This window comes from Pseudomonas sp. HP_14, from assembly GCF_055283875.1.
Genome location: NZ_JBTOQI010000033.1, coordinates 154,381 through 167,570, shown reverse-complemented (window position 1 = coordinate 167,570; position 13,190 = coordinate 154,381). Strand labels below are relative to the sequence as shown.

Sequence of the window (13,190 nt, the reverse complement as noted above, 5' to 3'; positions counted from 1 at the left end):
CAAGTACCTTGTCTTCGCCTTTCACATCGCCATCGCGAGCAAGCTCACTCCTACAGGACGATCGCTTTCCAACTGTAGGAGTGAGCTTGCTCGCGATGGCGTCGGTGCGGTTGCAGTCACTGCCTATCCAACCAGGATATATATCGACCTGTTACCCATCCCAACGCTCAGGTAACGCCACTACCGCCTGTGGGGCGAAGCACCTCATTTCCGTAGGAAATCGCGCCTAAAATGCATGGCAGATAAACATGCGGCAATACCACCCTTGCCGTATTACAAGGCTTTGCCAATAATGGGCGCGTATTTTGCTGCAATCACCGGTTATCTCGCCTTTTGCATTTGCATAACCGATTTTGGTTGTCAATGCGTACGTCGTGATTTTTAGCGCATCTGTAACTAGTTGTCGCATTGAAGAAATATCGACTTCGGGCGTGCCGTTAAAATGCCGCTCACTCGCTACAGGCTTGCAGGTCCGAAAAACGGTCCCAGCCGCCAGGCGTCTACCTCCAATAGTCCTCTTCGCACCCTGGGCTTGCGCTCATGTTGCCATTTGTCGTGTTTTACCGACGGAGTCCTGACAATGAAAAAGCTCATGCTGCTTGGCGCAATGGCGCTGACCGTTCTGGCGCAGCCAGTATTTGCAGATGAAAAGCCTCTGAAAATCGGTATCGAAGCAGCGTACCCTCCGTTCGCCTCCAAAGCGCCGGACGGCAGCATCGTCGGTTTCGACTACGATATCGGCAACGCGCTGTGCGCTGAGATGAAGGTCAAGTGCACATGGGTCGAGCAAGAGTTCGACGGTCTGATCCCTGCGCTAAAAGTGCGCAAGATCGACGCGATCCTGTCCTCGATGTCCATCACCGAAGACCGCAAGAAGTCCGTTGACTTCACTGATCGCTATTACAGCACTCAGGCGCGTCTGGTCATGAAGGAAGGCACCACTGTCAGCGACAGCCTGGATGAACTCAAAGGCAAGAAGATCGGCGCGCAACGTGGAACGATCCACGACACTTTCGCCAAAAAGGTGCTTGAGCCCAAGGGCGCCGTGATCAAGTCCTACAGCTCGCAGAACGAAATCTACCTGGACCTCAAGGCCGGTCGTCTGGACGGCACGGTAGCGGACGCGACCCTGCTGCAGGATGGTTTCCTGAAAACCGATTCGGGCAAAGGCTATGCTTTTGTCGGCCCGGCATTCACCGACCCGGCTTACTTCGGTGACGGCATTGGTATCGCTGTTCGCAAGGGCGACAAAGCCAACGTTGAGCGCATCAACGCTGCCATCGCGGCGATTCGCGCCAACGGCGAGTACAAGAAGATTCAGGACAAGTACTTCGACTTCGACGTTTACGGCAAGTAAACCTGTCGTCACGGATGGCGCAGCCAGAAGCCGTTTTCGGTGTTGTGGCTAGCGCCATTTTTTACACCCATGAGGACTGCACAACATGTTGAATGGCTACGGGGCTGTCATCCTCGAGGGCGCAGGGCTGACGCTGCAACTGGCCCTGTCGTCGATGGCGCTGGCAATCGTCCTGGGTCTGATTGGCGTGTCGTTGCGTTTGTCGCCGGTGCGCTGGCTGGCCTGGCTGGGTGACCTGTATTCAACCGTTATTCGCGGGATTCCCGATCTGGTCCTGATCCTGCTGATCTTCTACGGTGGTCAGGGCGCGCTCAACACCATTGCTCCCATGCTCGGTCACGACGATTACATCGACCTGAGCCCGTTGGCTGCCGGTATCGGTACCTTGGGGTTTATTTTCGGTGCTTATCTGTCGGAAACCTTCCGCGGTGCCTTCATGGCCATTCCAAAAGGGCAGGCCGAAGCGGGCCTTGCTTACGGGATGAGCCATTCCAAAGTGTTTTTCAGAATACTGGTGCCGCAGATGGTTCGCCTGGCGATCCCCGGCTTCACCAACAACTGGCTGGTACTGACCAAGGCGACAGCGCTGATTTCGCTGGTCGGTCTGCAGGACATGATGTTTCTCGCCAAGCAGGCAGGCGACGCCACCAGTCAGCCCTTTACCTTTTTCCTGGCAGTGGCCGCGATTTATCTGCTCATAACCAGTATTTCGCTGTTGGCCCTGCGCCTTGTCGAAAAACGTTACTCCGTTGGAGTAAGGGCGGCTGACCTGTGATTTTCGACTACAACGTCATCTGGGATAGCCTGCCCCTGTACTTCGCCGGGCTGGTGACCACCCTTGAATTGCTCGGCATCGCCCTTGCGTTTGGTCTGCTGGCGGCGTTGCCACTGGGCCTGATGCGAGTGTCGAAAAAGCCCTGGGTGAATATGCCTGCCTGGCTCTATACCTATGTAATTCGTGGCACGCCGATGCTAGTGCAGCTGTATCTGATCTATTACGGTCTGGCGCAATTCGCGGTCGTCCGCGAAAGCTTCTTGTGGCCATGGCTGTCCAGCGCGACCTTCTGTGCGTGCCTGGCATTCGCGATCAATACCAGTGCCTACACGGCGGAAATCATTGCTGGCAGTCTGAAGGCTACGCCTGCGGGCGAAATTGAAGCGGCGCGTGCCATGGGCATGTCGAAAAGCAAGATGTACCGCCGTATCCTGCTGCCCTCGGCCTTGCGCCGGGCGCTGCCGCAATACAGCAACGAGGTGATCATGATGCTGCAGACCACCAGCCTTGCGTCCAGCGTCACGCTGGTCGACATAACCGGTGCCGCGCGGGCGGTCAACTCTGAAAGCTTTTTGCCCTTCGAGGCGTTTATCACCGCAGGCGTGTTCTACCTGTGCCTGACATTCATTCTGGTGCGACTGTTCAAGCTGGCTGAGCGCCGCTGGCTGGGCTACCTCGCACCCCGGAAGGCCTGACATGCAAAGAACCGATCATGTATTGCCGTGGGGCACCCTCGGCACCGAGCGCCACTTGAGTGTGTTTCGTTTCGGCAGTGGCGAGCGCAAAGCTTATATCCAGGCCAGCTTGCACGCCGATGAGTTGCCGGGTATGCGTACGGCCTGGGAGCTTAAAAAGCGTCTGGCCGAACTCGAAGAGCAGGGCGCGCTCAAGGGTGTTATCGAACTGGTCCCGGTTGCCAACCCTATTGGGCTGGGGCAATTGCTGCAAGGCGCGCATCAAGGGCGCTTCGAGTTTGGCAGCGGCAAGAACTTCAATCGCGATTTCTCCGAGCTGAGTGAGCCGGTGGCCGAGTTGCTTGAAGGTCAGCTCGGCGATGATCCGCACAGCAACGTGCAGTTGATTCGCCAGGCCATGACTACAGTGCTGGGAAACCTGCCTCCCGCGGAGAGTGAGCTGCGCGGCATGCAGCGGATTCTGCTGAGTCACGCGTGTGTTGCCGATGTGGTGCTCGACCTGCATTGCGACGCCGACGCTGCATTGCACATGTACGCCTTGCCGCAACACTGGCCGCAATGGCGCTCGCTGACTGCGCATCTGAATGTGCAAGTGGCCTTGCTCGCGGAAGACTCCGGCGGCAGCTCGTTCGATGAGGCGTGTTCGTTGCCGTGGTTGCGTCTGTCGCGAATTTTTCCGGATGCGCAGATCCCTCTGGCCTGTCTGGCGACGACCATTGAGCTGGGTGGTCAGGCGGATACCGGTAAACCTCAGGCCGAAGCGCATGCTGAAGGTATTCTGGCGTTCCTTGCCGAGCAGGGTTTCATTAGTGGTGAATGGCCGCAGGCTGCTCATGAAGCCTGTGAAGGCATGCCATTTGAAGGTACTGAGTTGCTGTTTGCCCCGCATCCAGGTGTGGTGAGTTTCCTGCGTGAAGCGGGTGCCTGGGTTGAAGTCGGCGACCCTCTGTTTGAAGTCATTGATCCGCTCTCTGACCGGGTCAGCATCGTCTGCTCGAATACTGCCGGGGTGTTGTTTGCCATCGAGCGGTTGCGTTATGCCCAGCCGGGTTTCTGGCTGGCCAAAGTAGCTGGACGGACTGCCCGGCGTCAGGGTCGCCTGCTCAATGACTGACTCATTTGTGAGAACTGAAAGCATGAACAAACTGGAAGTCCAGGACCTGCATAAACGCTATGGCAGCCATGAAGTGCTCAAGGGTGTTTCCCTGACCGCCAAGGCAGGTGATGTGATCAGCATCATTGGCTCCAGTGGCTCGGGGAAAAGTACCTTTTTGCGTTGCATCAATCTGTTGGAGCAGCCTCACGCAGGCAAGATTCTGCTCAACAATGAAGAGCTCAAACTGGTCGCCAACAAAGACGGCAGCATGAGAGCCGAGGACCCAAAGCAACTGCAACGCATGCGTTCGCGACTGTCGATGGTGTTCCAGCACTTCAATCTGTGGTCGCACATGACCGCACTGGAAAACATCATTGAGGCGCCCGTGCACGTATTGGGCGTGTCAAAAAAGGAAGCGCTGGAAAAGGCCGAGCATTATCTGGCCAAGGTGGGCGTCGCGCATCGCAAGGATGCTTATCCAGGTCATATGTCCGGTGGTGAGCAGCAGCGTGTGGCGATTGCCCGCGCACTGGCGATGGAGCCGGAGGTGATGCTGTTCGACGAGCCGACTTCCGCTCTGGACCCTGAGCTAGTGGGTGACGTGCTCAAAGTCATGCAGGCCCTTGCTCAGGAAGGCCGGACCATGGTCGTGGTGACCCACGAAATGGGCTTTGCCCGTGAGGTCTCCAATCAGTTGATCTTTCTCCACAAAGGCGTGGTCGAAGAGCGCGGTGATCCTCGTGAAGTGCTGGTCAATCCGCAATCCGAGCGCTTGCAGCAGTTTCTGTCAGGTAGTCTCAAGTAACGAAATGCTTCGTTTTGACGATGCTGTTAGGAAAGGAACAGTTCATGCTGCGCCGCAAGCAGCATGAACCGATAGCCGTAGATTCATCCTGGGCGTTGCGATGCCCGCCCCATAAGCTGTGTACACAGTTTTAACAACAGCGACACGTTTCGGATTGCACGCCATGACCGCTCAACGAATTGGTTTTCTTATCTGGCCCAGCACCAAAGCCCTGACTCTGGCGCTGGCTGAGGAAGCCTTGCGTGTTGCTCAGCGCGTCCACCCGGAGGTGCTTTACGAGTTGTCGTTTCTCCAGGCGGAAGTGCCCGCCGAGGGTGCATGGCAATTGCCCGGCGAGCCTTGGGCGGGGCGGCTGGAAGGTTGCCAGAAGCTGTTTTTGCTGGCTGATGAGCCACCTGCGGCGGTCAACTCAACGCTGGCCTCGGCGCTCAAACAGTTGGTGCGTTCCGGTTGTGTGATAGGTGGGTTATCGGCGGGTGTTTACCCGCTGGCTCAATTGGGGCTGCTCGATGGCTATCGTGCTGCGGTGCACTGGCGCTGGCAGGATGATTTCACCGAGCGTTTCCCGAAAGTCATCGCCACCAGTCATCTGTTCGACTGGGACCGTGATCGCCTGACCGCTTGCGGTGGCATGTCGGTACTGGATCTGTTGCTGGCAGTCCTGGCCCGGGACCACGGCGCCGAGCTGGCGGGTGCAGTGTCCGAAGAGCTGGTGGTTGAGCGTATCCGTGAAGGTGGCGAGCGTCAGCGTATTCCACTGCAGAATCGCCTGGGTTCCAGTCATCCCAAGCTGACTCAGGCTGTGTTGTTGATGGAAGCGAACATCGAAGAGCCGCTGACCACTGATGAAATTGCCCAGCATGTGTGCGTTTCACGTCGTCAACTGGAGCGGATTTTCAAGCAGTACCTTAATCGCGTGCCAAGCCAGTATTACCTCGAGTTGCGCCTCAACAAGGCACGGCAGATGCTGATGCAGACCAGCAAATCCATCATCCAGATCGGCCTGTCCTGTGGCTTTTCATCCGGTCCGCACTTTTCCAGCGCCTACCGCAACTTTTTCGGCGCCACCCCGCGTGAAGACCGTAACCAGCGCCGCAGCAGCAGCCCGTTTGAATTGTCATCGGTGCCCGCAGAGCGGGGGTGACTCTTGCCGGTTTTGGTGGTTGAGGATTTGTAGGAGTGAGCTTGCTCGCGATGGCGGCTTGTCAGAATAACTGTGGGTGACTGACAGAACGCTATCGCGAGCAAGCTCACTCCTACAGAGGGATGTATCAAGGCAAATCAATTCATAGTTATCGGCGGGCAATTCGGATCGCCGCCACTCGCTCCAACAATTCCACGTATCTGTATCTGCAACAATCCGCCCGCAACGTTTAAACTGCGCCTTTGCGATGGTTAATGTCGCATTGCCGAAAGTCAGCAGAAATACCGGTTTTGCGCTGTAACAAGTTGTCGCCTGGCGGCAAGGCCGGAGTGAAACCAGTCCTTACAATCTTCCCATCGCTCGCCAGTTTCAGGCAGGCGTTCCTCTTCAGGAGACTCCGATGTCCGTTGAGCAAGCTGCGGTGCAACGCGCCGATTTCGACCAGGTAATGGTCCCTAACTACGCTCCAGCCGGGTTCATCCCTGTGCGTGGTGCAGGTTCCCGAGTCTGGGACCAGTCGGGCCGTGAGCTGGTGGATCTCTCCGGCGGGATTGCCGTCAACGTACTGGGCCACTGCCATCCGGCGTTGGTGAGTGCCTTGACTGAGCAGGCCAACAATCTCTGGCACGTTTCCAACGTTTTCACCAATGAGCCGGCCCTGCGTCTGGCTAAGAAGCTGGTGGACGCCACATTTGCCGAGCGCGTTTTCTTCTGTAATTCGGGCGCCGAAGCCAACGAAGCCGCTTTCAAGCTGGCGCGTCGGGTTTCCCACGATCTATATGGTCCGGACAAGTACGAGATCATTGCTGCTCTGAACAGCTTCCACGGTCGTACGCTGTTTACCGTGACCGTGGGCGGTCAGTCCAAGTATTCCGATGGCTTCGGTCCGAAGATTACCGGCATCACTCACGTCCCGTTCAATGATCTGGACGCCCTAAAGGCCGCAATCTCCGACAAGACCTGCGCGGTAGTGCTGGAGCCTATTCAGGGTGAAGGCGGTGTATTGCCCGCTGAACTCGAATACCTGCAGGGTGCTCGCGCATTGTGCGACGAGCACAAAGCACTGCTGATTTTCGACGAGGTGCAAAGCGGCATGGGCCGTAGCGGTCGCCTGTTTGCCTACATGAATTACGGCGTCACACCGGACATCCTGTCCAGCGCCAAGAGCATTGGTGGCGGCTTCCCGATGGCGGCGATGCTGACCACCGAAAAACTGGCCAAGCACTTTGCAGTCGGCGTTCACGGTACAACCTACGGCGGCAACGCCTTGGCGTGCGCGGTGGGTAACGCAGTGATGGATGTGGTCCACACCCAGGAAGTGCGCGACGGTGTGACAGCCAAACATGCGAAGTTCAAGGCGCGCCTTGAGCAGATCGGCCAGCAATATGGCGTGTTCTCGCAGATCCGTGGCATGGGCCTGTTGATCGGCTGTGTGCTGACAGATGCCTGGAAAGGCAAGGCCAAAGATTTCTTCAATGCCGCCGAGCATGAAGGCGTGATGATTCTGCAAGCCGGTCCTGACGTGGTGCGTTTTGCTCCGAGCCTGGTGATCGAAGACGCTGACATCGACGAAGGTCTGGATCGCTTCGAGCGCGCCGTGGCCAAGTTGACTCAGGCTTGATGGCGAGCTGATTCAACGCGACACCCCGACGCTTGCCTGCACGGCAAACGTCGGACATTTTCCTGTGCCATGTGGCGTTGATCCACGTGGCGCTTTTTTTCTGTGCCGGGTTTGCCCGGTCTGTGTTCTGGTAAGGAGTGGCACCATGCTCGTGATGCGCCCCGCGCAAATGGCTGATCTGGCCGAGGTTCAACGCCTCGCTGCCGACAGCCCGATCGGTGTCACGTCCCTGCCTGACGATGCGGGGCGGCTTGGCGACAAGATCGCCGCTTCGGAAGCCTCGTTCGCGGCCGAGGTGAGCTTTAACGGCGAAGAAACCTATTTCTTCGTACTGGAAGACAGCGAGAGCGGACGTCTGGTGGGCTGCTCCGGAATTGTCGCGTCTGCGGGCTATTCCGAACCCTTCTATAGCTTTCGTAACGAGACTTTCGTTCACGCCTCCCGCGAGCTGAAGATTCACAATAAGATTCACGTCCTGTCCCAGTGCCACGACTTGACCGGTAACAGCCTGCTGACCAGCTTCTATGTGGTGCCAGAGCTGGTGGGCAGCGCGTGGTCGGAGCTTAATTCCCGGGGGCGTCTGCTGTTTGTTGCCAGCCACCCGGAGCGTTTCGCCGATTCGGTGGTGACCGAGATCGTCGGTTATAGCGATGAAAATGGCGACTCGCCGTTCTGGGATGCCATCGGACGCAATTTCTTCGATCTGAACTATGCCGCCGCCGAACGTCTATGCGGGCTGAAAAGCCGGACTTTCCTCGCCGAGCTGATGCCGCATTATCCGATCTACGTGCCGCTGCTGCCGGACGCCGCGCAGGAAGCCATGGGGCAGGTGCATCCGCGTGCGCAGATCACCTTCGACATTCTGATGCGCGAGGGTTTCGAGACGGATCATTACATCGACATTTTCGACGGTGGTCCGACCTTGCATGCCCGGGTTTCCGGGATTCGCTCCATCGCTCAGAGCCGTCTGGTGCCGGTCAAAATCGATGCTGAAAGGTCCACTGACACAGGCTCCGGCGGTCGCTTGTATCTGGTCGCCAATGGTCTGCTGCAGGATTACCGTGCGGTGTTGCTGGAACTGGACTGGGCGCCGGGTAAGCCGGTTGCACTGAGCCTGGCAACCGCCGAAGCGCTGGGTGTCGGGGAAGGTGCGAGCGTGCGGGTCGTGGCGGTCTGATACGCCATTTGCATGTGGATTGCTGGTTTAGCGAGTTTCGCCGTTTCCCGAGGGGAACGGCATTGAGGAGATAGCATGATCGTTCGTCCCGTAAGCAGCAGTGACCTGCCAGCGCTGATCGAGTTGGCGCGCAGTACAGGCGCTGGCCTGACGACCTTGCCCGCCAATGAAGAGCGTCTGGCGCACCGGGTCGGTTGGGCGGAAAAGACCTTTCGTGGCGAGGCCGGGCGCGGTGATGCGGATTACCTTTTTGTGCTCGAAGACGATGACGGCCGTGTGGTGGGTATCTCTGCCATCGCCGGGGCTGTCGGCCTGCGTGAGCCTTGGTACAACTACCGGGTGGGTTTGACGGTCAGCGCTTCTCAAGAGTTGAACATCTATCGGGAAATCCCGACGTTGTTCCTCGCCAATGACCTGACGGGTAATTCCGAGCTTTGCTCGTTATTCCTGCACAGCGATTTCCGTAACGGTTTGAACGGACGCCTGCTGGCCAAGGCGCGGATGCTGTTCATCGCCGAATTCCCGCAGTTGTTTGGCAACAAGATCATTGCCGAGATGCGCGGCATGTCCGATGAGAAGGGCCGCTCACCGTTCTGGGAAAGTCTGGGAAGGCACTTCTTCAAAATGGAATTCAGTCAGGCGGATTACCTGACCGGTGTGGGCAACAAAGCGTTTATTGCTGAGCTGATGCCCAAGTTCCCGTTGTACAGCTGCTTCCTTTCTGAAGACGCCCGTAGCGTGATCGGTCGGGTGCACGCCGACACTGAGCCAGCGCTGACGATGCTCAAGGCTGAAGGCTTCAGTTATCAGGGTTACGTGGATATTTTCGACGCCGGTCCGGCCGTTGAGTGCGAGACCGCGAAGATCCGCGCCGTGCGCGACAGTGCGACCTTGGTGCTGGCCATTGGTACTCCGGGCGACGACGCCACGCAGTTTCTGATTCATAACCGTAAGCGCGAAGACTGCCGAATCACCGTGGGTGCGGCGCGTTTTGCGGCGGGGACGCTGGTGGTTGCTCCGGCGACTGCCAAACGCCTGCGTCTGAGCGCCGGCGATAACGTCCGGGCGGTGCCGTTGTCGCCAGCGCGGGAGGCAGTCTGATGACCACGTTGTATATCGCAGGCAATTGGCAGGCCGGGCAGGGTGAGGCTTTCGAGTCGCTCAACCCGGTGACGCAGCAAGTCTTATGGACCGGGCAAGGTGCAACGGTCGCTCAGGTCGACGCGGCCGTGCGGGCTGCGCGGCAGGCATTTCCCGCGTGGGCTAGTCGCACTCTGGAAGATCGCATCACGGTACTGGAAGCTTTCGCTGCCACCCTGAAAAGCCAGGCCGATGCCTTGGCGCAATGCATTGGTGAAGAAACCGGCAAGCCGCTTTGGGAGTCCGCGACCGAAGTGACCAGCATGGTCAATAAAATCGCTATCTCCGTGCAGAGCTACCGGGAGCGCACCGGCGAGAAGAGCGGTCCGCTGGGCGACGCGAATGCGGTGCTGCGTCACAAGCCGCATGGCGTGGTAGCGGTGTTCGGACCGTACAACTTTCCTGGGCATCTGCCCAATGGGCATATCGTCCCAGCGCTGCTGGCGGGTAACACAGTAGTGTTCAAACCCAGTGAGTTGACGCCGAAAGTCGCCGAGCTGACGGTCAAGTGCTGGATCGAAGCCGGTTTGCCTGCGGGCGTGTTGAACCTGCTGCAAGGTGGTCGCGAGACCGGCATCGCTCTGGCTGCGAACCCTGGTATCGACGGGCTGTTTTTCACCGGATCCAGCCGCACTGGCAATGCTCTGCATCAGCAGTTTGCCGGTCGCCCGGACAAGATTCTTGCTCTGGAGATGGGCGGCAATAATCCGCTGGTGGTCGATCAGGTTGTCGATGTAGAAGCGGCGGTTTATACAGTTATTCAGTCTGCGTTCATTTCTGCCGGGCAGCGTTGTACGTGTGCGCGACGTTTGCTGGTGCCGCAAGGTCCGTGGGGCGATGCTTTTCTTGAGCGTCTGGTCGACGTCACACGCAACATCGAGGTCGGCGCTTACGATCAGCAGCCTGCGCCGTTCATGGGTTCTGTGATTTCTCTGCATGCGGCCAGCGCCTTGCTGGCGGCGCAGGAGCAACTGCTTGCCAACGGCGCTTCTGTGTTATTGGAAATGACTCAGCCACAGGCATCGGCTGCGCTGCTGACTCCAGGCATCATTGACGTTTCCGAGGTCAGCGATCCCCTCGACGAGGAGCTGTTCGGGCCATTGCTGCAGGTGCTTCGCTACGCGGACTTTGACACTGCCATAGCGTTGGCCAATGACACTCAGTACGGCCTGGCTGCGGGGCTGTTGTCTGACTCTGAAGCGCGTTACAAACAGTTCTGGCTGGAGAGCCGGGCAGGGATCGTCAACTGGAACAAACAACTGACGGGTGCAGCGAGTAGCGCACCGTTTGGTGGCGTGGGTGCGTCCGGCAACCATCGGGCGAGTGCGTATTACGCAGCGGATTATTGCGCGTATCCGGTGGCCTCGCTGGAAAGCAGCAGCCTGACTTTGCCTGCGACCCTGACGCCGGGTGTGCGATTGTCGTGACACAACGCTGGCGTGCGACAGGCATGCATTTGTAGGAGTGAGCTTGCTCGCGATAACGGTAGACCTGTTAAGAAATTACCGTTTCGCCTGACGCTATCGCGAGCAAGCTCACTCCTACAGAAAATCCAGTTCAGTTCAGTAAGTTATATTTTGTTTGATAGAGCTGCCCAAGGCTGCGAAGCGATGATTGAACCTTACGCTTATAAGAAAAGATCCACGGAGCCGAGCCGATGAAATCATACGAAGTCAATTTTGACGGCCTGGTCGGGCCGACGCATAACTACGGCGGGCTGTCCTACGGTAACGTCGCCTCGCAAAGTAATTGCCAGCAATCCTCCAATCCTCGCGAAGCAGCGTTGCAGGGGTTGGCAAAAATGAAAGCGCTGATGGACATGGGCTTCACCCAGGGCGTACTTGCCCCTCAGGAGCGTCCCGATGTCGCCGGTTTGCGTCGCCTGGGTTTCGCTGGCAGTGACGCGCAAGTCATCCAGCAGGCCGCGAAACAGGCCATGCCCCTGTTGGCTGCCAGCTGCTCGGCGTCGAGCATGTGGGTCGCCAACGCCGCAACGGTCAGCCCGAGCGCCGACACTGCCGATGGTCGCGTGCATTTCACCGCCGCCAACCTGGCCTGCAAGTACCATCGCAGCATTGAGCATCCGACCACCAGCCGCGTGCTGGCGGCTATGTTCGCAAACTCGCAGCACTTCGCTCATCACGCCGCATTGCCCTCTGTTGCCCAGTTTGGTGATGAGGGCGCAGCCAACCATACCCGTCTGTGCCGTGACTATGGCGAGACGGGAGTGGAATTTTTCGTGTTTGGTCGTAGCGCCTTTGATGCGCGATTCCCCGAGCCGCAGAAGTATCCGGCACGTCAGACCCTGGAAGCATCCCAGGCGGTTGCCCGTCTGCATGGCTTGAGTGACAGCGCCGTCGTTTACGGTCAGCAGAACCCGTCGGTGATCGATCAGGGCGTGTTTCACAACGATGTAATCGCAGTGGGTAACGGCGAAGTGTTGTTCTATCACGAGGACGCATTTCTCCACACCGAGCGCATGCTGGCAGAGCTGCAGGACAAACTTGCCCGTTGCGGCGCGCAGCTCAAGGCGATCTGCGTGCCCCGTGCAGAAGTTTCGGTCGAAGACGCGGTGCGTTCGTACCTGTTCAATAGCCAGTTGTTGTCCCGCCCTGACGGCACCATGTTGCTGGTTGTGCCGGAAGAGTGTCGCGGTAACGAGCGCGTCTGGCGTTACCTGCAAGGGCTGATCGCGGGAGCGGGGCCGGTCAAGGAAGTCAAAGTCTTCGACCTCAAGCAGAGCATGCAGAATGGCGGCGGTCCGGCTTGCTTGCGTCTGCGGGTCGCGCTCAATGAATCCGAGCTGGCGGCGGTCAACCCTGGGGTTATCATGACCGCGCCGCTGTACGATACGCTCACGCAATGGGTGGACAGACATTATCGTGACCGCATGAGCGAAGATGATCTGGCGGACCCGCAATTGCTGATTGAATGCCGCGTGGCATTGGATGAATTGACGCAAGTCCTTAAACTGGGCGCGGTCTATCCTTTTCAGTTGGCCTGAATTCTGGCGGGTCGTGCCAGGCACGATCCGCTGTACTTACCTCTCTATAGAGAACACCGATTATGAGCGACACCCTGCAGTTGATCCTTGAAGACACCGATGGCACCCAGCTGGAAACCTCTTGCACCCGCGTTGCTGTCGTCTGGCAGGGCAAGGAAATCTGGATTCAGCACGATGGCCGTGGTCAGTTGCTGATCGGTGTTGATGTTGAAGAGGGCGATGCCGAATACGCCAACCTGTTGTTGCGTCCTCTGGCAACCAACCTGGTCAGCCTGCAACTGGAAATGGAGCCTGCTGACGTCGGCGAAGACGAAGAGCACGTGCACGGCCCTGACTGCAATCACTAAGTCTCACTCCCACCCATAAGGGAACAGCG

At 58.2% G+C, this 13,190-nt stretch carries 12 protein-coding genes; all 12 read left to right on the top strand.

The genetic code is table 11. The features are described from left to right. The first annotated feature begins 580 nt into the window (after positions 1-580). Complete coding sequence (locus ACYASS_RS18435; protein WP_243246674.1) at positions 581-1,357, top strand: ABC transporter substrate-binding protein; 777 nt, start codon at positions 581-583, stop codon at positions 1,355-1,357. Between the two features lie 85 nt (positions 1,358-1,442). Continuing rightward, a complete protein-coding gene (locus ACYASS_RS18430; RefSeq protein WP_463587159.1) occupies positions 1,443-2,132 on the top strand; it encodes an ABC transporter permease in 690 nt (229 codons plus the stop codon). Further along, a complete protein-coding gene (locus tag ACYASS_RS18425; protein ID WP_243246677.1) occupies positions 2,129-2,827 on the top strand; it encodes an ABC transporter permease in 699 nt (232 codons plus the stop codon). Before ACYASS_RS18430 ends, ACYASS_RS18425 begins: the two co-directional genes overlap by 4 nt. 1 nt (position 2,828) lies before the next feature. After that, positions 2,829-3,941: a succinylglutamate desuccinylase/aspartoacylase family protein gene (locus ACYASS_RS18420; RefSeq protein ID WP_463587158.1), complete on the top strand. Its 1,113-nt coding sequence runs from the start codon at positions 2,829-2,831 to the stop codon at positions 3,939-3,941. 22 nt (positions 3,942-3,963) lie between these two features. After that, entirely contained in the window at positions 3,964-4,728 is a 765-nt protein-coding gene (locus tag ACYASS_RS18415; RefSeq protein WP_463587271.1) for an ABC transporter ATP-binding protein, read from the top strand. 163 nt (positions 4,729-4,891) lie between these two features. Next, positions 4,892-5,872, top strand: coding sequence for a transcriptional regulator ArgR (argR, locus tag ACYASS_RS18410; protein WP_463587157.1), 981 nt, complete (start codon positions 4,892-4,894; stop codon positions 5,870-5,872). Between the two features lie 400 nt (positions 5,873-6,272). Continuing rightward, positions 6,273-7,493, top strand: a complete 1,221-nt coding sequence (locus tag ACYASS_RS18405) for an aspartate aminotransferase family protein (protein ID WP_463587156.1) — start codon at positions 6,273-6,275, stop codon at positions 7,491-7,493. 145 nt (positions 7,494-7,638) lie between these two features. Then, complete coding sequence (gene aruF, locus ACYASS_RS18400; protein WP_463587155.1) at positions 7,639-8,670, top strand: arginine/ornithine succinyltransferase subunit alpha; 1,032 nt, start codon at positions 7,639-7,641, stop codon at positions 8,668-8,670. 75 nt (positions 8,671-8,745) lie between these two features. Continuing rightward, positions 8,746-9,771 (top strand): arginine N-succinyltransferase, encoded by a 1,026-nt coding sequence (gene astA, locus ACYASS_RS18395; RefSeq protein ID WP_463587154.1) that lies wholly within the window; start codon positions 8,746-8,748, stop codon positions 9,769-9,771. Beyond that, positions 9,768-11,237, top strand: a complete 1,470-nt coding sequence (gene astD / locus ACYASS_RS18390; protein WP_463587270.1) for a succinylglutamate-semialdehyde dehydrogenase — start codon at positions 9,768-9,770, stop codon at positions 11,235-11,237. Before astA ends, astD begins: the two co-directional genes overlap by 4 nt. 230 nt (positions 11,238-11,467) lie before the next feature. Beyond that, the gene (gene astB / locus ACYASS_RS18385) at positions 11,468-12,814 is read left to right on the top strand and encodes an N-succinylarginine dihydrolase (protein ID WP_463587153.1); all 1,347 of its coding nucleotides are present in this window, start codon (positions 11,468-11,470) and stop codon (positions 12,812-12,814) included. 62 nt (positions 12,815-12,876) lie between these two features. After that, positions 12,877-13,161 carry a hypothetical protein gene (locus ACYASS_RS18380; protein ID WP_027900080.1) on the top strand — a complete coding sequence of 95 codons (285 nt, stop codon included), beginning with the start codon at positions 12,877-12,879 and terminating at the stop codon, positions 13,159-13,161. Positions 13,162-13,190: the final 29 nt, after the last annotated feature.

Excerpts from the sequence above, each read along its gene's own strand:
- ACYASS_RS18435 (WP_243246674.1), top strand. The coding sequence starts at position 581 with ATGAAAAAGCTCATGCTGCTTGGCGCAATGGCGCTGACCGTTCTGGCG.
- ACYASS_RS18430 (WP_463587159.1), top strand. The coding sequence starts at position 1,443 with ATGTTGAATGGCTACGGGGCTGTCATCCTCGAGGGCGCAGGGCTGACG.
- ACYASS_RS18420 (WP_463587158.1), top strand. The coding sequence starts at position 2,829 with ATGCAAAGAACCGATCATGTATTGCCGTGGGGCACCCTCGGCACCGAG.
- ACYASS_RS18415 (WP_463587271.1), top strand. The coding sequence starts at position 3,964 with ATGAACAAACTGGAAGTCCAGGACCTGCATAAACGCTATGGCAGCCAT.
- argR (WP_463587157.1), top strand. The coding sequence starts at position 4,892 with ATGACCGCTCAACGAATTGGTTTTCTTATCTGGCCCAGCACCAAAGCC.
- ACYASS_RS18405 (WP_463587156.1), top strand. The coding sequence starts at position 6,273 with ATGTCCGTTGAGCAAGCTGCGGTGCAACGCGCCGATTTCGACCAGGTA.
- aruF (WP_463587155.1), top strand. The coding sequence starts at position 7,639 with ATGCTCGTGATGCGCCCCGCGCAAATGGCTGATCTGGCCGAGGTTCAA.
- astA (WP_463587154.1), top strand. The coding sequence starts at position 8,746 with ATGATCGTTCGTCCCGTAAGCAGCAGTGACCTGCCAGCGCTGATCGAG.
- astB (WP_463587153.1), top strand. The coding sequence starts at position 11,468 with ATGAAATCATACGAAGTCAATTTTGACGGCCTGGTCGGGCCGACGCAT.
- ACYASS_RS18380 (WP_027900080.1), top strand. The coding sequence starts at position 12,877 with ATGAGCGACACCCTGCAGTTGATCCTTGAAGACACCGATGGCACCCAG.